At 70.5% G+C, this 16,649-nt stretch carries 18 protein-coding genes and 1 pseudogene; 10 read left to right on the forward strand and 9 right to left on the reverse strand.

Annotated features, from left to right (window positions below):
* Positions 1-133: 133 nt before the first annotated feature.
* The 6 genes from paaA (at position 134) to AB0M26_RS02585 (ending at position 5,128) form a co-directional block, all read left to right on the forward strand.
* On the forward strand, positions 134-1,090 hold the full coding sequence (gene paaA / locus AB0M26_RS02560) for a 1,2-phenylacetyl-CoA epoxidase subunit PaaA (protein WP_365253306.1): 957 nt from the start codon (positions 134-136) through the stop codon (positions 1,088-1,090).
* Positions 1,087-1,386, forward strand: a complete 300-nt coding sequence (gene paaB, locus AB0M26_RS02565) for a 1,2-phenylacetyl-CoA epoxidase subunit PaaB (protein ID WP_365253309.1) — start codon at positions 1,087-1,089, stop codon at positions 1,384-1,386. Before paaA ends, paaB begins: the two co-directional genes overlap by 4 nt.
* Positions 1,383-2,084: a 1,2-phenylacetyl-CoA epoxidase subunit PaaC gene (gene paaC, locus AB0M26_RS02570; protein WP_365253312.1), complete on the forward strand. Its 702-nt coding sequence runs from the start codon at positions 1,383-1,385 to the stop codon at positions 2,082-2,084. The genes paaB and paaC overlap by 4 nt, the downstream gene beginning before the upstream one ends.
* 107 nt (positions 2,085-2,191) lie before the next feature.
* Positions 2,192-2,677 (forward strand): 1,2-phenylacetyl-CoA epoxidase subunit PaaD, encoded by a 486-nt coding sequence (gene paaD / locus AB0M26_RS02575; RefSeq protein ID WP_365253784.1) that lies wholly within the window; start codon positions 2,192-2,194, stop codon positions 2,675-2,677.
* Positions 2,678-3,787 carry a 1,2-phenylacetyl-CoA epoxidase subunit PaaE gene (gene paaE / locus AB0M26_RS02580; RefSeq protein ID WP_365253315.1) on the forward strand — a complete coding sequence of 370 codons (1,110 nt, stop codon included), beginning with the start codon at positions 2,678-2,680 and terminating at the stop codon, positions 3,785-3,787.
* A 165-nt stretch (positions 3,788-3,952) separates the two neighbouring features.
* Positions 3,953-5,128, forward strand: a complete 1,176-nt coding sequence (locus AB0M26_RS02585) for an acyl-CoA dehydrogenase family protein (protein WP_365253318.1) — start codon at positions 3,953-3,955, stop codon at positions 5,126-5,128.
* 362 nt (positions 5,129-5,490) lie between these two features.
* Here AB0M26_RS02585 and AB0M26_RS02590 read toward each other — a convergent pair whose 3' ends face one another.
* From AB0M26_RS02590 to AB0M26_RS02605, 4 genes are all read right to left on the reverse strand, one after another.
* Positions 5,491-5,835: a rhodanese-like domain-containing protein gene (locus AB0M26_RS02590; RefSeq protein ID WP_365253321.1), complete on the reverse strand. Its 345-nt coding sequence runs from the start codon at positions 5,833-5,835 to the stop codon at positions 5,491-5,493.
* 85 nt (positions 5,836-5,920) lie between these two features.
* Entirely contained in the window at positions 5,921-6,784 is an 864-nt protein-coding gene (locus AB0M26_RS02595) for a hypothetical protein (RefSeq protein ID WP_365253324.1), read from the reverse strand.
* A 527-nt stretch (positions 6,785-7,311) separates the two neighbouring features.
* Positions 7,312-8,769, reverse strand: a complete 1,458-nt coding sequence (locus tag AB0M26_RS02600; protein WP_365253327.1) for a DUF2252 domain-containing protein — start codon at positions 8,767-8,769, stop codon at positions 7,312-7,314.
* Positions 8,770-9,052: 283 nt separating this feature from the next.
* Positions 9,053-9,436 (reverse strand): helix-turn-helix domain-containing protein, encoded by a 384-nt coding sequence (locus tag AB0M26_RS02605; protein ID WP_365253330.1) that lies wholly within the window; start codon positions 9,434-9,436, stop codon positions 9,053-9,055.
* A 110-nt stretch (positions 9,437-9,546) separates the two neighbouring features.
* Here AB0M26_RS02605 and AB0M26_RS02610 point away from each other — a divergent pair, with 110 nt between their 5' ends.
* Entirely contained in the window at positions 9,547-10,197 is a 651-nt protein-coding gene (locus tag AB0M26_RS02610) for an NAD(P)H-dependent oxidoreductase (RefSeq protein WP_365253333.1), read from the forward strand.
* A 138-nt stretch (positions 10,198-10,335) separates the two neighbouring features.
* Here AB0M26_RS02610 and AB0M26_RS02615 read toward each other — a convergent pair whose 3' ends face one another.
* Positions 10,336-10,989: a response regulator transcription factor gene (locus AB0M26_RS02615; RefSeq protein WP_365253336.1), complete on the reverse strand. Its 654-nt coding sequence runs from the start codon at positions 10,987-10,989 to the stop codon at positions 10,336-10,338.
* Between the two features lie 86 nt (positions 10,990-11,075).
* Positions 11,076-12,890, reverse strand: coding sequence for a histidine kinase (locus tag AB0M26_RS02620; RefSeq protein WP_365253339.1), 1,815 nt, complete (start codon positions 12,888-12,890; stop codon positions 11,076-11,078).
* A 324-nt stretch (positions 12,891-13,214) separates the two neighbouring features.
* Between AB0M26_RS02620 and AB0M26_RS02625 the strand changes: the two genes are divergently transcribed.
* Positions 13,215-13,595, forward strand: a complete 381-nt coding sequence (locus tag AB0M26_RS02625) for an STAS domain-containing protein (protein ID WP_365253342.1) — start codon at positions 13,215-13,217, stop codon at positions 13,593-13,595.
* 230 nt (positions 13,596-13,825) lie between these two features.
* On the opposite strand, the gene AB0M26_RS02630 is transcribed toward AB0M26_RS02625, so the two are convergent.
* A complete protein-coding gene (locus tag AB0M26_RS02630; protein WP_365253345.1) occupies positions 13,826-14,236 on the reverse strand; it encodes an arsenate reductase ArsC in 411 nt (136 codons plus the stop codon).
* 87 nt (positions 14,237-14,323) lie between these two features.
* On the opposite strand from AB0M26_RS02630, the gene AB0M26_RS02635 reads away from it, so the two are divergent.
* Both AB0M26_RS02635 and arsB read left to right on the forward strand, forming a co-directional pair.
* Positions 14,324-14,635 carry a metalloregulator ArsR/SmtB family transcription factor gene (locus AB0M26_RS02635; protein WP_365253348.1) on the forward strand — a complete coding sequence of 104 codons (312 nt, stop codon included), beginning with the start codon at positions 14,324-14,326 and terminating at the stop codon, positions 14,633-14,635.
* Positions 14,629-15,750, forward strand: a complete 1,122-nt coding sequence (arsB, locus tag AB0M26_RS02640) for an ACR3 family arsenite efflux transporter (RefSeq protein ID WP_365253787.1) — start codon at positions 14,629-14,631, stop codon at positions 15,748-15,750. Before AB0M26_RS02635 ends, arsB begins: the two co-directional genes overlap by 7 nt.
* A 71-nt stretch (positions 15,751-15,821) precedes the next feature.
* Here the strand turns inward: arsB and AB0M26_RS02645 are convergent, their stop codons facing one another.
* Together AB0M26_RS02645 and AB0M26_RS02650 are read right to left on the reverse strand one after the other, a co-directional pair.
* A complete protein-coding gene (locus tag AB0M26_RS02645; RefSeq protein ID WP_365253350.1) occupies positions 15,822-16,262 on the reverse strand; it encodes a metalloregulator ArsR/SmtB family transcription factor in 441 nt (146 codons plus the stop codon).
* A gap of 53 nt (positions 16,263-16,315) precedes the next feature.
* Positions 16,316-16,489, reverse strand: a pseudogene (locus tag AB0M26_RS02650) (FAD-dependent oxidoreductase); the annotation flags it as partial.
* Positions 16,490-16,649: the final 160 nt, after the last annotated feature.

Here is a 16,649-nt window from a genome sequence, read left to right on the forward strand (position 1 = left end):
ACAGCGCTCGTGGAGTTATCCACAGCCTTGACACCCTACGATGCGCCACAGCACCATTGAACCGAACGATCGGTCGGTCGGTGGAGCGGATGTCCGGACGGATGCCGGGCTCGTCGATGGAGAGGGGCACCTGGTGACAACGGTGGTCGAGCCCGGGAGCGCGGGTGCTCATGAAGCTGCCTTCGACGCCGCGGTGGCGGCCGAGGAGCGGATCGAGCCGCGCGACTGGATGCCGGACGCGTACCGCGCGACGCTCGTGCGGCAGATGGCCCAGCACGCCCACTCCGAGATCATCGGCATGCAGCCCGAGGCCAACTGGATCACGCGCGCGCCCTCGCTGCGACGCAAGGCGATCCTCATGGCCAAGGTGCAGGACGAGGCGGGCCACGGGCTGTATCTCTACAGCGCCGCGGAGACCCTCGGAACCAGCCGGCAGGAACTGCTGGACAAGCTGCACTCCGGCCGCCAGAAGTACTCGTCGATCTTCAATTACCCGACGCTGACCTGGGCCGACGTCGGAGCCATCGGCTGGCTCGTGGACGGCGCCGCGATCACCAACCAGGTGCCGCTGTGCCGCTGCTCCTACGGGCCCTACGCCCGGGCGATGATCCGGATCTGCAAGGAGGAGTCCTTCCACCAGCGACAGGGGTACGAGCTGCTGCTCACCCTCAGCCGGGGCACGGAAGCCCAGCAGGCGATGGCGCAGGACGCGGTGAACCGGTGGTGGTGGCCGTCGCTGATGATGTTCGGCCCGCCCGACGACGAGTCGTCGCATTCCGCCCAGTCCATGTCCTGGAAGATCAAGCGGCACTCCAACGACGAACTGCGGCAGCGCTTCGTCGACATCTGCGTCCCTCAGGCCGAGATCCTCGGCCTGACACTCCCCGACCCGGACCTGACGTGGAACGAGGACCGGGGGCACTACGACTTCGGGGCGATCGACTGGGACGAGTTCCGCGAGGTGCTCAAGGGCAACGGGCCCTGCAACGAGCAGCGGATCACGCAGCGCCGCAAGGCGCACGAGGAAGGCGCATGGGTGCGCGAGGCGGCGGCGGCCTACGCCGCCAAGCACGGGGAGGGAAAGGCATGAGCGGGACCAACGGGGCGGCCGACTGGCCGCTGTGGGAGGTGTTCGTGCGCAGCCGCCGCGGTCTGTCGCACACCCACGCCGGAAGCCTCCACGCGCCGGACGCCGAGATGGCCCTGCGGAACGCCCGTGACCTCTACACGCGCAGGTCGGAGGGCGTCTCCATCTGGGTGGTCCCGTCCTCGGCGATCACCGCGTCCTCCCCCGACGAGAAGGACCCGTTCTTCGAGCCGGCGGGTGACAAGCCCTACCGGCACCCGACCTTCTACGACATTCCGGAAGGGGTGAAGCACCTGTGACGGCCGCACTCGCCCTGGGCGACGACGCCCTGGTGCTCTCCCACCGGCTGGGGGAGTGGGCCGGACACGCTCCGCAGCTCGAGGAGGACGTCGCGCTCGCAAACATTGCTCTGGACCTTCTCGGCCAGGCCCGCGTGCTGCTGTCCATGGCGGGCGACGAGGACGAACTGGCGTATCTCCGCGAGGAGCGCGAGTTCCGCAACGTCCAGTTCGTGGAACAGCCGAACGGCGACTTCGCGCACACCATCGCCCGCCAGTTGTACTTCTCGACCTACCAGGAGCTGCTGTACCGGCAACTGGCGGACGGGGACGGCCCGTTCGCGCCGCTCGCCCGCAAGGCGGTCAAGGAGGTCGCGTACCACCGGGACCACGCCGAGCACTGGACGCTGCGCCTGGGCGACGGCACCGAGGAGAGCCACGGCCGTATGCAGCGCGGCATGGACGCCCTGTGGCGGTTCACCGGCGAGCTCTTCGAGCCCGTCGAGGGCGTGGAGGCCGACCTGGAGGCGATGCTCCACACATGGCTGGCGTCCGTGACGTCCGTGGTGGAGCGCGCCACTCTCACCCTGCCCAGCGGGCCGCAGACCGGGGCGTGGACGGCGGGGGCGGGCCGGGAGGGCCTGCACACCGAACCGTTCGGACGGATGCTCGCCGAGATGCAGCACCTCCACCGCAGCCACCCGGGAGCATCGTGGTGACCGGCCGTACGGCGTTGGGCGACACCGAGGCGCGCGGGAGGGCTCCCGGTGTCACCGCCTCGCGCGCGACTGCACCCGGAGACACAGCGGGAGGGACCACCCACGAGCTGACCCCGCTCGAGGTGCAGCTCCGCGAACTGGCCGGGTCGGTACCCGACCCCGAGCTGCCCGTGGTCACCCTCGAGGAGCTGGGTGTGCTGCGCGGTCTGCAGGTCCTGGGCCCCGGCCGCGTCGAGGTCGAGTTGACCCCGACGTACACAGGCTGCCCGGCGATCGAGTCCATGTCGGCCGACATCGAGCGGGTGTTGCACGACCACGGCATCCCGGAGGTCACGGTCCGCACGGTCCTCTCCCCTCCCTGGACCACCGACGCGATCAGCGCCGAAGGGCGGCGCAAGCTCGAGGAGTCCGGCATCGCACCACCGCGCCCCACCCATGACCGCGGGCCGGTCATGGTGGATCTCTCGGTCCGCTGCCCGCACTGCGGATCCACCGACACCACGGTGCTGAGCCGCTTCTCCTCTACCGCGTGCAAGGCGCTGCGCCGCTGCGAGTCGTGCCGCGAACCGTTCGACCACTTCAAGGAGTTGTAGATGGCCCGCCCCGCGACCGAGTTGGATCCCCCCGCCCCGGCCGCACGCCACGGCGGGTTCCATCCGCTGGACGTGGCGGCGGTGGACCGGCTCACCGATGACTCGGTCACCGTCACCTTCGCGGTCCCGCCCGAGCTGCGCGAGACGTACCGCTTCACTCCGGGGCAGCATCTCGCGCTGCGCCGGGCGGGAGGCGGCGCGGAGATCCGCCGTACCTACTCCATCTGCGGACCGGCCCTGGATCCGGACGGTCCGGCAACGCTGCGGGTGGGCGTACGGCTCGTCGAGGGCGGGGAGTTCTCGACGTTCGCGCTCAAGGAACTGGCCGTGGGCGACAGCGTGGACGTCATGGCACCGGCCGGCCGCTTCGTCCTGGAGCCGCGTCCGGGGCACTACGTCGCTGTGGTCGGCGGCAGCGGCATCACGCCGGTCCTGTCGATCGCCTCGACCCTGCTGGCCCGCGAGCCCGGCGCCCGCTTCTGCCTGATCCGCAGTGACCGCACCGTTGCGTCGACGATGTTTCTCGAAGAGGTCGCGGACCTCAAGGACCGGTATCCCGACCGCCTTCAGCTTGTCCATGTGCTCTCCCGCGAGGAGCAGCAGGCGGGACTGCCGTCCGGGCGGCTGGACGAGGAGCGTCTCACCGGACTGATCCGCGCGCTGCTGCCGGTCGAGGCGGTCGACGGCTGGTTCCTGTGCGGGCCCTACGGGTTGGTGCAGGGTGCTGAGCGCGCGCTGCGCGATCTCGGGGTACCGCGCAAGAGAGTCCATCAGGAGATCTTCCATGTGGACGAGGGCGCGTCCGCCGCGCCCAGGCGCCCCGCGGCCCCCTCGCACGCCGCGGTGACGGCGACACTGGACGGCCGCTCCGGGACATGGCCCGTGGAGGACGGCGAATCCCTGCTCGAGGCGGTGCTGCGCAACCGCGCCGACGCGCCCTACGCCTGCAAGGGCGGGGTGTGCGGTACCTGCCGGGCGTTCCTGGTCTCGGGCGAGGTGCGCATGGACCGGAACTTCGCGCTGGAGGCGGAGGAGGTGGAAGCGGGCTATGTGCTGGCCTGCCAGTCCCACCCGGCCACCGAGCAGGTGGAGCTGGACTTCGACCGCTGACCCGGCTCCGCGTGTCGGCCCGGAGCCTCCGACGGTGAGGATCTCTCCGGCGCTCGTGGAGAACCTGATCCGTCCGGTGCCGGTGGCACCATTCCCTATTCCTGAAACCTGTTCTACCTTGACGCCTCGTCAGAAGCGTGTGCCGGGCGTGCGGGAGGACGGGCAGTGGACTTCACCTTCACCGAGGAGCAGCAGGCGGCCGTCGAGGCGGCAAAGGCCGTCTTCTCCGGGGTCGCTCCGGACGGCGTACCGAGCCCGGCCCTGACACCCGGCGCGGTAGCCGACGACTTCGACCGTCCGCTGTGGCAGGCCCTTGGCCGCTCCGATCTGTTGAGCCTCGTCCTCGATCCCCGCCATGGCGGGGCCGGTCTGGACCCCATCGCACTCTGTCTCGTTCTGCGCGAATCGGCACGGGTTCTGGCTCGCGTCCCGCTGCTGGAGACGGGTGCCGCAGCGCTCGCGCTGCGGAGGTACGCCCCCGCGGAGCTGTGCGACGACCTGCTCCCGCTGGTGGGCCGCGGCGAACTCGTCCTGACCGTCGCCTCCAACGGTCGCACCGGCCACGACGGGGCCGAACTCGCGGTCGACGCAGTCCCGGACGGCAGCCACGGGGAGCAAGGGGCGGACGGCGCGGGATGGACCCTGGACGGGGTGCAGACGGCTGTGCCCTGGGCCCAGTCGGCCGACCTGCTGGTGGTCCCCGCACGGATCGGCAGTGGTCGCACGGTCCTCGCGCTCGTCCCCCCTCTGCACGACGGGGTCACGCTGGCCGACCAGGTGTCCACCAGCGGCGAGCGCTACGCCGAGGTCCGGCTGGACGGCGTACGGCTTGCGGACCGCGATGTGCTCACTGCCGGGGGAGCCTGGGAGTGGCTGCACGACCTCCTCGTCACGGGGACCTGCGCCCTTGCCCTCGGCCTCGGAGAGGGCGTGCTCGGCATGACCGGCGAATACACCGGAAAGCGCGAACAGTTCGGGCATCCGGTGGCCACGTTCCAGGCGGTCGCCGTCCAAGCCGCCGACCGGTACATCGATCTGCGGGCGATGGAGGCCACGCTCTGGCAGGCCGCATGGCGGCTATCCGTGCATCAGGGCTCCACCGCGACCACGGGTGCGCTTCCGGTGGCCGCGGACGTCGCCGTCGCCAAGATCTGGGCCTCGGAAGGGGTACGCCGGGTGGTGCAGACTGCGCAACACCTGCACGGCGGCTTCGGGGCGGATGTGGACTACCCGCTGCACCGCTACCACGCATGGGCCAAGCAGCTCGAGTTGTCCCTCGGCCCGGCCGCCGCGCATGAGGAGGCGCTCGGCGATCTGCTCGCCGCCCATCCGCTCGGCTGACGCTCCGGCGGATGTTGTCACAGGGCAACTGGGCAACTGGGCAGGGACAACTCGGGCGGCCTGTCGCTCGGTTCACGGATCGCCCGGCCCGCGCTCGCCCGCCCGACGCGGCGGGCTCGGGCACGTGCCGAGAGCCGGATTGGTCACCGGCGTCGTACGGATCCGAGCAACCGAGTATCCGGGACGCACTCCGGAGAGATCCGGGACGGATCCGAGACGGCAGGGCAACCCGCCGCGGCGGCACCCGAACAGTCCGATCGGGCGGGAATCCGTCCCGGAAGCCGGGACCGGGACCGAGAAACCCCGGAGAGACCCGGCTCGGGGAGGCCGACCCGTGGAGGGACCCGACTCGGGGAGGAGGTTCAGAGGACGAACGCCTGGTCGCCACCGTCGGCGACCAACGGGCGCCCGGCGGCCTCCCAGGCGAGCATGCCGCCGTCCACATTCACCGCGTCCATGCCCTGCGCCAGCAGATACTGGGCCACCTGTGCCGACCGGCCCCCGACCCTGCACACCACATGCACCCGGCGGCCGTCGGAGGCGGCCGCCGTCAACTCGCCGAACCGTGCCACCAGCTCGCTCATCGGCAGGTGAAGTGCCCCTTCGGCATGACCGGCCGCCCACTCGTCGGCCTCCCGGACATCCAGCAGGAGACCGTCGGACGGAACCGCCACGGCGTCCACCGTCGGGAGCTGGGCGAAGTGCATGGTCAGCCTCTCAGTCTCATCGTCGAGCGGCCTCGATCCTGGGGAGCCGCCCCGGCCGGCGGCACCAGCCGCGCCGCCCCGAACGCTACCCAACGAGCGACGCCAGGTGGGCCTCACGCTCGGCGACCTGCGCCAGCAGCTGTTCGGCGATCTCTTCCAGCAGTCGGTCCGGATCGTCGGGCGCCATTTTGAGCATGGCTCCAATCGCGCTGGCCTCCAGTTCGGCGGCGACTGCGGCCAGCATTTCCTTGCGGTCGGCCAGCCACTCCAGCCGGGCGTAGAGCTCCTCGCTCCGGCTCAGCGGGCTCTCCTCGCGCGACGGGCCGGCCGCCCACTCCTCGGCCAGGTCGCGCAGCGCCGCCTCGTCCCCGAGGCCGTACGCCTCGTTGACCCGCACGATGAACGCACTGCGGCGTTCCTGCTCCGCCTCGTCCCGCGCCAGGTCCGGATGCGCCTGGCGGACCAGCTCGCGGTAGATCCGGCGGGCCTCCTCGCTCGGGCGGACACGCTGCGGCGGGCGCACCGGGCGCTCGTTGAGCATGGCGGTCGCCTCGGGTGACAAGCCCTCCGAATCGATCCAGCCGTGGAAGAGCTCCTCCACACGCGGCATCGGCAGCACCAGGCCGCGCGCCTCCTTCGCCTTCCGGATGTCCTCGGGATCCCCGGTCCGGGCAGCGACGGCCTCGGCGATCTGCGCGTCCAGCTCGTCGAGCCGCGAGTACATCGGCCCCAGGCGCTGGTGGTGGAGCCGCGAGAAGTTCTCCACCTCGACCCGGAAGGTCTCCACGGCGATCTCGAACTCGATCAGGGCCTGCTCGGCAGCGCGGACGGCTTGCTCGAGGCGGGCTTCCGGCCGCGTGCCGTCCGCCGGCTCCGTCCGCTCCGCCCCTTCCCGCTGGGTTCCGGCCTGCTCGGATCCCGGGTTCGTTTCGGCTTCCGGATTCGTCACCCGGCCAGCCTACGGGCATTGTGGCGGTGCTCCCCCGCCCGACCGCCGCATCGCCCGGAAACAGGCCCTGGTGTCCCCGGAACAAGCCCCGGGGTTCCGGAAACAAGCCCTCGTGTCCCGGGAACAGCCCGTTCTCTCCGGGGCTCGCCGTCCGTACCTCGGGTCACCTCCGCCCCCGGTCACCTCCGCTTCGCGTTCACCTCCCCCTCCGGTTCACTCCCGCCTCGGGTCCACCTCCCCCTCGGGTCCACCTCCTCGGAGCCTGTCCTTCCCGCGCCTCTCAGCAAGCTCACGCCCCCGGAACGGTCCTCCCCCTCTGGAGCGAATCTGCCCGTCACCCGGCTCCCGACCGACCCTCGCGCCGGGCGCCCGCAGGCCTGGGCGCCCTGCCCCTGTCCCGCAGTCCTGTGGCCCGCGCCCCTGTCCCCATTCCAGTGGCGCCGGGCCCTGCTCGCGGTCCCGTGGCTCCCCGGACCCCATCGGGGCCGGGGCCACGGGACAGAGGGTCCCGCCCGCAGTGGCCGGCCTCAGACGCCAAGCTCGGCCGCTGTCCTGCCGCTCCGTATCGCGGCCACGAGCTCCCGGTGGTCCGCTTCCGTACGGTCCGCATAGACCACCGCGAAATCCGCGATGGCCTCGTCAAGCTTGTCCCCCTTGCCGCAGTAGCCCGCGATCAGCCGCGGATCCGCGCTGTGCGAGTGCCCGCGCGCGAGCAGCGCGCCGGTCATGCGCCCGTAGTCGTCGACCTGGTCCGCGGTCAGCTCGGTCGGGTCGACGCTGCCCTTGCGGTTCCGGAACTGCCGCACCTGGTACGGCCGCCCGTCGACGCTCGTCCAGCCCAGCAGGATGTCACTGACCACCTGCATGACCTTCTGTCCCAGCACGACCCGGCGCCCTTCGTGAGGTGCCTCCGGCGCGTCGAAGCCCGCCTTCGCCAGATACGGCAGCAGAGCCGAGGCCCGGCTCTCCTTCACCTGCAGCACCAGCGGCTCGCCGCGGTGGTCCATCAGCAGCACCACGTAGGACCGCAGGCCCACACTGCCCGTGCCGACGACGCGAAAGGCCACGTCCTGCACCTCGTACCGCGCGAGAAGCGGCAGCAGGTCGTCCGGGATCGTCTCCAGATAGCCCGCCAGCGATGTGGCCACCGAGGCAGCCTCGGCGTCGGGCACGCTGCGGAGCACCGGCGGCGCGTCCGTGAAGCGTCGCCGCGGGATGCCGCCGCGCTCCCCGTCATCCTCGGGCACGGGCTCCGTCGCCTTCGACGCGAACCGATCGCTGGTGTTGCGCCGGGCCTTCTCCGCGACGCGCTCCAGGGTGCCGGCCAGGTCGTGCGCATCCGTGTGCGAGACGAGTTCCTCGTCCGCGATCGCGTTCCACGCCTCCATCACGGGGAGCTTCGCCAGCAGTCGCATCGTCCGCCGGTAGGCGCCCGCAGCGTCGTAGGCGGCCTTGCGGCAGGCGTCCTCGTCCGCCCCGGCCTCACGGCCAGCCAACACGAGCGAGGCCGCGAGCCGCTTCAGATCCCATTCCCAAGGACCGTGGACCGTCTCGTCGAAGTCGTTGATGTCGATGACGAGGCTGCCCAACACATCGCCGTAGAGCCCGAAGTTGGCCGCGTGGGCATCCCCGCAGATCTGCGCGCCGATACCCGTGACGGGCGTGCCCGCGAGGTCGTACGCCATCAGACCGGCCGCGCCCCTGTAGAAGGCGAAGGGCGACTCGGCCATCCGGCCCACCCGAATCGGCGTGAGCTCCGGCAGTCTGCCGGCGTTGGACTCCTCGACCGCCGTCACCGCGTCCGGACGGCCCGCGTCCTGCGGCAGTTCCGCATGCTCGGATCGGTGGACCCGGCCCCGCAGGGCCTTTCCACGCTGCTTCGGCGCGAGCGGGTCCCCGGACCAGCGTGCGAACCCCGAAACCCACGGAGCCCGCTCGCCGGCAGCAGCCTCAACAGCAGCCGATGGCCTGCCTTCCCTCACCATGCCCAGCCTCCCCCGCAACGCCCCACCACGACTGGCCATGACCGTACCCCCGGGCCCCAAACGCCGCATGCCCTGTGGATAACTCCTGTGAGGCGCCACGCAACGCACACGATCCGCACACGCGCCACGCGCGAACGGGCACAGTCCAGGCGCCGGGCCCACGCCCCGGGTCGGGCGGCGAGGCAGACACCCGCGCGCTGATCACTCCGCGCCGCACCTACGACTCCGACCGCGTGTCCTCCGGAGCCCCTCGAACGCGGGGCCGTCCTCCCCCGCCCCGGGCCTACCCCCGGAAGCTCTCCGGGCACGGACCAGCGTCCGGCAAGTACTGCTCGGCCCACCGGCCGAGCTCCTTCAGCCCGGGTTCGAGCGCCCTCCCCGCCTCGGTCAGCCGGTAGGCGACCCGCAGTGGCGGTCCCTCGTCCACTTCGCGCACCACGAGGCCCGCGGCCCCCAGCTCGCTCAGCCGGTCCGAGAGCATGCGCTCGCTGATCCCCGGGATGGCCCTCCTCAGCTCCGCGAAGTGCACGGCCCGCTGCATCAGCACGGACACGATCGGCCCGGTCCAGCGCTTTCCGAGCAGGCCGAAGACCCGGGTGATGCCGGCATCGACTTCCCTGCACTCCCGCTCGCCGCGTCCCCCGCAACCCTCCACGCCACCGTCCATACCCTCCAGGGTACTGCGCCCACCTCCGCTACTATAGAAAAGTAAGCGACTGTGCTAGTAATAGCTACTTCACGGAATCCAACCAAGATTCCCGAAGCCGGAGGCTCGCCATGCCCACGCTCCTTCACCTCGACTCGTCGGCCTTCCCGCAGGGCGGCTCCGCCTCCCGCGACGTCGCGGCCACCTTCCGCACGGCCTGGGAGGAACAGCACCCCGGGGGCAAGGTCATCTACCGCGACCTCGCCGCCGACCCGCTTCCCCATCTGGACGCCGATGGGATCTCCGCGGCCTTCTCCGATCCCTCGGAGCACACCCCTGAGCAGCGGGCGGCGTTCGCCCTGCGCACCACCCTCGCCGAGGAGCTGGAGGAGGCCGACGCCGTCCTCATCGGTGCGCCGATGTACAACTTCACGATCCCGTCGACCCTCAAGGCGTGGCTGGACCAGGTGATCGTGATGGGCCGGACTGCCGGCGCCTCCCCGTCCGCCGCGGGCACGCCCGTCACCGTGGTCGCCAGCCGGGGCGGCGCGTACGGCCCGGGAACTCCGCGCGAGGACTTCGAGTTCGTGCAGACCTACCTGGAGAAGGCGCTGAACGGCATGCTCGGCCTCGAGGTCGACTTCATCGTTCCGGAGCTGACCCTGGCCCGGTCGAACCCGGCGATGGCGGACCTGATCGACCTCTCCGACGCCTCGCGCGCCAAGGCCCACACAAATGCGGCGGAGAGGGCAAAGGCCCTCGCCGCCCGTCTGGCCGCCTGAACAGGCGAGCGCCGGGAACACCCGGGGCCCCGCGGCAGGCGCCCACGGCGCTCGCGTCGCAGACCGCTTCACGGAAGCCCCCGAGACCGGTCCTGCGGCGCCGCGCCCAAGACCGGCCTGGGGCGCCGGGCCCGGGACCTACCCCCCGAGCCCGGCGTCCCGTGCCAGCAGCGCGGCCTGCACCCGGTTCTCGCAGTCGAGCTTCGCCAGGATCCGGCTCACGTACGTCTTGACCGTCGCCTCGCTCATCCGGATCCGCTCACCCGCGTCCGCGTTGGACAACCCTTCGCCCAGCAGCGCCAGCACTTCGAGCTCCCGCGCGGTCAGCGCCTCGAGCCGCCGCCGCGCCTCCTCGCCCCGCCTCGCGGCCCGGCCCGAGGCGAGCGAGTCCACCACATGCCGCGTGGCCCCGGGCGAGAGGTACGCGTCCCCGCCCGCCGCCGCCCGTACGGCGCTGATCAGTTCGGCCGGTGCCGAGTCCTTCAGCAGGAAGCCGGCGCCGCCGCTGCTCAACGCCCGCAGTACGTTCTCCCGCTCGCCGAACGTCGTGAGTACGAGCGCCCGGACCCCTGGGGCGACCCGGCTCAGCTCCGCGAGCGCAGAGAGCCCGTCCATCACCGGCATCTGGATGTCGAGAAGGGCCACGTCGACCGTGTGGGCGCGGGCCAGCTCGAGCGCGTCCCGGCCGTTGGCCGCCTCCGCGACCACGTCGATGTCGTCGGCCGAGGTGAGGATCATCCTGATGCCCGCCCGGATGAGCGGTTCGTCATCCGCGACCAGGACGCGGATCACTGCTCTCCACCCGTGATCACTGCTCTCCACCCGTTTCCCACCCGTCGGAGCCGGCCCACTGCCGACGGGATCTGCTCACCGGCCATCTAGATCTTGGCCACATACGACCGTTTCTGGGTCAGCTTTCCGTCCCGGAAGCAGAAGCGGAAGACCGGTTCGGTGTTCGGATCGTCCGAAAGCTCGGTGGACATCAGGGTCATGCAGGTCGCGCCCTTGGGGCGGGCCGGGCCCTGGTTGCCCAGACCGCCGGTCATGAGGGCGCTGCCCTCGGGGAGCTTGTCCCGTACCTCGGCCTCCGGCTCGCCGACCTTGACCGACCGGTAGAGCTCGGGCTCGATCATGCCGGCGTCGGCCTCCTTCACAACGGCGACCGTCCCCCACAACGCGAGCCCGCCCAGGGCCACCACGATGAACGCGAGGACCCCGCATCCCATCACCACAGCCCCGTAGCTCCGGTTCCCTGGCATCGCGACCGTCCCGTCGAGGAATGTCCCAACGGGGTAGGGGTCGCCACCGGTCCGGATCGCCCCGCCCTCCGGCCAGAAGTCGACGCCACCGTCTCCGTACGGGGTGACGGCGGCCGGAGCCGTGCCCCTGTGGGCCGCCTCCCCGTCCCCGGCGGTGCCGGACTGCGGCGCTTCGACCGGCCCCGGACGCGGCGCATCACCGCGACCGCGGCCTCCGCCGTCGGGCCCGTACGGCAGCACACCGGCCACCCGGAAACCGCCGTCCGGTGTCGGCCCCGCGTGCACCATGCCGCCGATCAGCCGGGCCCGTTCGCTCAGCCCGACGAGGCCCTGACCACCGCCCACCGCCACACCGTTCCGCGCAGCGTCCGCACCGGACGCGGGGACGGGCACCGGCCCATTGGCCACCTCCACGACGAGGGAGTCCGGCTCGTACCGCAGCGCGACCGTGATGCGCGATCCCGAGGCGTACTTGTGCGCGTTGGTCAGGCCTTCCTGCGCTATGCGGTACGCCGCATGGTCGGCCGCCGGCGCCAACGGCAGTGGCTCGCCCGACACCTGCAGGCCGACTTCGGCGCCGGCCGCGCGCGAGGACTCGACGAGCCCCGCGATGCCCGAGGCAGCCCGAGAGGCGGGCTGTGCGCCCTCCACAAGAGGGGGCGCCTCCGTGCCGTCCCTGAGGATGCCGACCACCTCGCGCAGTTCGTGCATCGCGGCCACCGATGCGCTCCGCAGCACCCCAACGGCCTCGCGCTGCCGATCGGTCAGCTCCGGGTCCACCTCCAGTGCGCCCGTGTGCACGGCGATCAGGGCGAGTTGATGGCCGAGGCTGTCGTGCATGTCCTGCGCGATGCGCTGCCGCTCGCGCATCCGCGCCTGCCCGGCGATCATCGCGCGCTCGCGGAGAAGCTGGGCGTTGTGCTGCTGGAGCGTGTGGAGCAGCCTGCGGCGCTGCCTCCAGTAGCGGCTCGCCAGGCCCGGGACGATCGTCGTGGCCAGGAATATGACGGTCGAGAAGATCCCCGTCGCCAACGGCGGGAGATAGTCGGATTCGGAGTACATGCTGATCGCCACGTGCAGCACCAGGGCCGCGCTGAACGCGCCGATCGCCCTGCCCCTCGCGGCGATCCCGCGCCCCGCCGACCACCCGGACGCGATCAGCAGGGGCATGAAGCCGCTGAGCAGGCCCGAGGCCGCGCCGGTGAACACGAGCACGCTCGCCGGCAGGATGCGGCGCAGCGGCGACAGAAGCCCCACCGTCACCGCGGTCGCGGCGACCCCGAGCAGATCACTGCCCTCGAGGGCCTGCAGTGCTGCCGCGAACAGCGCCAGGACCAGGGCCAGGACGATTTCGCCGAAGATCCGCCGCGCCGGCCACTCCGCCGGTACGACCAGGCGGTTCCACACGGCGCGCACCTTCTCGCTCCCCTTCACGCGGCACACGGTAGGCAGGACCCGCCGTTCTGCACACTCCCCTTCGTCGCAGTCGGTTGCGACGAAAGTCGTACAGAGGGACAGGGAAATCCGTCGTGGCCGCCCGTGCACACGGCGGGGACCCGAGGGGCGTACGGGTACGCACGACACCGCCGCACTCTCATCCGCCTACCGGAGGCGCAACCCAGCTGCCGGACCCGGCTCTCGACGCGGGGGCGCGGGAGGCGGGGAGGCGCGGGGCCCATTGGTGAATCGTTCCGCCTGAGTGCCGTTGAAGAACCGGCCCACACAGCTTTACCCTTTGATTACCTGCAGCATCCTGGTGTGCGGTGGGAGGCGGTACGGGTGGCCCGGCCCCCTGATCTGGACATCGCCCCGCTGCCGATAGGCAAGGACGACGCGCTGACGCTTCACCTGAGCGGAGAACTCAGCGTATGGACCATGCCTACGCTGCGCGATGAGGTCGTCCACCGCTGCAGGAACGGCAACCGTCGCCTCCGCCTCGACCTGTCCGGCGTGAGCGTCTGTGAGGTGGCGACACTGTACGGCCTCATCGGCCTCATGCACGGGGTGCACGCCGCCCGGGGCTACATGTGCCTGATCGCGCTCAGCGACGCCGTGATGCAGGCCATGACACGCAGCGGACTCGACCCCAGGGTGCTCCTGTGGGACCTGTTCAGGGACAGCCGGCAGGTGCGCAGCTGACGCCCCCGAGCACCGCACGACCGATCCGCTCACCGCACTCCGTCAATTCCCGGGACGTCCCGCGGTGTTCGGCGTACGCCGAGAGCCTCGAGAGCAATCGGGCAGCCGTTGCGGCCGGTTGCTCCCCCGCCGACAGGGCGACTTCTCGTACCGCTGAGGACCAATCGACAGGCGCCGCGCTCCGCGCAGATCAGTTGCCTGTTGGACCCAGGTGGTTCGAGTCACTTCTCCTACAGCGCGTCGATCTCGGCGATCAGCGCCTCGATGCGGGCCCTGATCTCGTCACGGATCGGGCGGACGGAGTCGACGCCCTTGCCCGCGGGGTCCTCCAACTTCCAGTCCAGGTACTTCTTGCCCGGGAAGACCGGGCACGCGTCGCCACAGCCCATGGTGATGACGTAGTCCGACGCCTGAACTGCCCCGTCGGTCAGCGCCTTGGGCTTCTGGTCGCCGATGTCGATGCCGACCTCCCGCATGGCCTCGACCGCAGCGGGGTTGACCCGGTCGGCGGGAAGGGAGCCGGCGGAGCGGACCTCGACGCGATCGCCCGCCAGGCGGCTGAGGAAGCCGGCGGCCATCTGCGAGCGCCCCGCGTTGTGGACGCAGACGAAGAGCACGGACACAGAGCGGGTAAGGGGCATCAGTTCTTCCATCATCGGTGGATCTGAAATGACCGCCCGGACCGGCCGGGCTGGCATCAGCGTCAACTGATGTGACAGTATCAGTCCATGCTGACGTCAGTCGAGACTGAACTGATCCGGGTTCTGGCGGACCCTCTCAGATTGCAGATCGTGACCCTGCTTGCGCACGAGACGCTCTGCACCACGCACCTGGTGGAGGAGACCGGCGCACGGCAGACCAACCTGTCCAACCATCTGAAGGTGCTGCGTGAGGCCGGGGTGGTGGAGACCGAGCCGTGCGGCCGGTTCACCTACTACAAGCTACGGCCCGAGGTTATCGACACCCTTGCGGGCTCCTTCGCCACGCTCGCTGAGACCTCCCGCGCAACGCTGAACGCCGACAAGAAGAAGTCCTGTTAGTGACCAGCACCGAATCCACCACCACCGCGCCATCCGCTCCGGATGGCGCGGCTGTTGTCGCCAAGCTCTCCACTCTCGACCGCTTCCTGGCCGTATGGATCCTGCTGGCGATGGCGGCGGGTCTGGGGCTGGGACGCCTGGTTCCCGGCCTCGATGACGCGCTGGCCGCGGTCGAGACCGGTGGCATCTCGCTGCCGATCGCTCTCGGGCTTCTGATCATGATGTATCCGGTGCTCGCCAAGGTCCGTTACGACCGTTTCGACTCGGTGACCGGCGACCTCAAGCTGATGCTCTCCTCGCTGGTGATCAACTGGCTCGTGGGCCCTGCGGTGATGTTCGCACTGGCCTGGACCTTCCTGCCGGACGTACCGGAGTACCGCACCGGACTGATCATCGTGGGCCTGGCCCGCTGCATCGCCATGGTCATCATCTGGAACGACCTGGCCTGCGGTGACCGCGAGGCCGCCGCTGTCCTGGTGGCCCTGAACTCGGTCTTCCAGGTTCTCGCCTTCGGTGTCCTGGGCTGGTTCTACCTGGAGCTTCTGCCCGGCTGGCTCGGCCTGGGCGGAGGCGAGCACTTGGACATCTCGATGTGGAAGATCGCGCTGAACGTCGTCATCTTCCTCGGCATCCCGCTGCTGGGCGGGTTCCTGACCCGCCGCCTGGGCGAGAAGAAGGTGGGCCGTGAGGAACAGAACTTCCTGCCGAAGATCGGCCCGTTCGCCCTGTACGGCCTGCTCTTCACGATCGTCATCCTCTTCGCACTGCAGGGGAAGACGATCACCTCGCAGCCGCTGGATGTCGCCCGTATCGCACTGCCGCTGCTGGTGTACTTCGGGCTGATGTGGTTCGGCACCTTCGCCCTGGGCAAGGTCATCGGCCTGGCCTACGACCGCACCGCGACACTGGCGTTCACAGCGGCCGGCAACAACTTCGAGCTCGCCATCGCGGTGGCCATCGCCACCTTCGGCGTCACCTCCGGCCAGGCCCTCTCCGGCGTCGTCGGCCCGCTCATCGAGGTGCCCGTCCTGGTCGCACTGGTCTACGTCTCCCTGGCCTGGCGCACGAAGTTCAACAACCTCAACTCAGCTGCGGCCGTGAAGGACTCCGCGTAAACGGCCTGTGGCATCGCAAGGCCGGCGAGCGTCTCACGACCTCCGTGGCATACGTCCGCCGGCCGTCGCCGTCACGTGTGGAACTCGTTCTTCCTGTTCATACCAGCGGCCACGTGCTGCACGGTCCGACCGAGGTGCTCAGCCGCCGGGGCGGTGGCGAGGAGCCGGCCCATGGCAGCGAGCACCGACGGCTCGACCCGGTAGTAGACCCACGTGCCACGCCGCTCGGAGGTCAGCAGCCCGGCCTCTTTGAGCTTCTTCAGGTGGTGGGACACCGTGGGCTGTGAGACTCCGACGTCGGAGATGTCGCACACGCACGCCTCCCCGCCCTCGTGCGAGGCAACCGCGGAGAAGAGGCGGAGGCGGACGGGGTCGCCGAGTGCCTTGAACATCCGCGATGCCGTCTCGGCTTCTTCGGCCGTCATTGCCCGCTCGGTCAGGGGCGGGCAGCACGGTGCCACACTCTGGCCATCGGCAGGCTCGAGCAGCGGCAGCACCCTGGCGTTCGACATACATCTACGTTGACACACATCGAACCAAGCTGGGGAGGTGGAAGCCTTACTGCTCAGCGGCGGGCGATGCCGCGGCTCAGGCTCCGTGCCACGCGAGCAGCATCCCGGCCCACCCCGCGCAGGGAGTTCGACGACAGACTGCGCTGCCGTTCCAGCCCCACGAACGCCAGCCGGGGGTCGGCCAGGGAGATCCCGTTCCGGTGTCCGGGGTTTCCGGAGGCGTCCAACGGCGAGCCCGGCCTGGCCGCCACCGATCACAGCAACGTCGATGTGCTCCATCCGGCACCCCTTAGATTCGATGAATGTCTATGTTGACGCACATCGAATCAGCTGGGATGCTGAACGGGCAAGACATCGACAGATCTCGAATCAGGGAGCTCGGGTGAT

Source organism: Streptomyces sp. NPDC051776, from assembly GCF_040681345.1.
Lineage (GTDB): Bacteria > Actinomycetota > Actinomycetes > Streptomycetales > Streptomycetaceae > Streptomyces.

Excerpts from the sequence above, each read along its gene's own strand:
- paaB (WP_365253309.1), top strand. The coding sequence starts at position 1,087 with ATGAGCGGGACCAACGGGGCGGCCGACTGGCCGCTGTGGGAGGTGTTC.
- paaE (WP_365253315.1), top strand. The coding sequence starts at position 2,678 with ATGGCCCGCCCCGCGACCGAGTTGGATCCCCCCGCCCCGGCCGCACGC.
- AB0M26_RS02590 (WP_365253321.1), bottom strand. The coding sequence starts at position 5,835 with ATGCACTTCGCCCAGCTCCCGACGGTGGACGCCGTGGCGGTTCCGTCC.
- AB0M26_RS02600 (WP_365253327.1), bottom strand. The coding sequence starts at position 8,769 with ATGGTGAGGGAAGGCAGGCCATCGGCTGCTGTTGAGGCTGCTGCCGGC.
- AB0M26_RS02605 (WP_365253330.1), bottom strand. The coding sequence starts at position 9,436 with ATGGACGGTGGCGTGGAGGGTTGCGGGGGACGCGGCGAGCGGGAGTGC.
- AB0M26_RS02610 (WP_365253333.1), top strand. The coding sequence starts at position 9,547 with ATGCCCACGCTCCTTCACCTCGACTCGTCGGCCTTCCCGCAGGGCGGC.
- AB0M26_RS02630 (WP_365253345.1), bottom strand. The coding sequence starts at position 14,236 with ATGCCCCTTACCCGCTCTGTGTCCGTGCTCTTCGTCTGCGTCCACAAC.
- AB0M26_RS02635 (WP_365253348.1), top strand. The coding sequence starts at position 14,324 with ATGCTGACGTCAGTCGAGACTGAACTGATCCGGGTTCTGGCGGACCCT.
- AB0M26_RS02645 (WP_365253350.1), bottom strand. The coding sequence starts at position 16,262 with ATGTCGAACGCCAGGGTGCTGCCGCTGCTCGAGCCTGCCGATGGCCAG.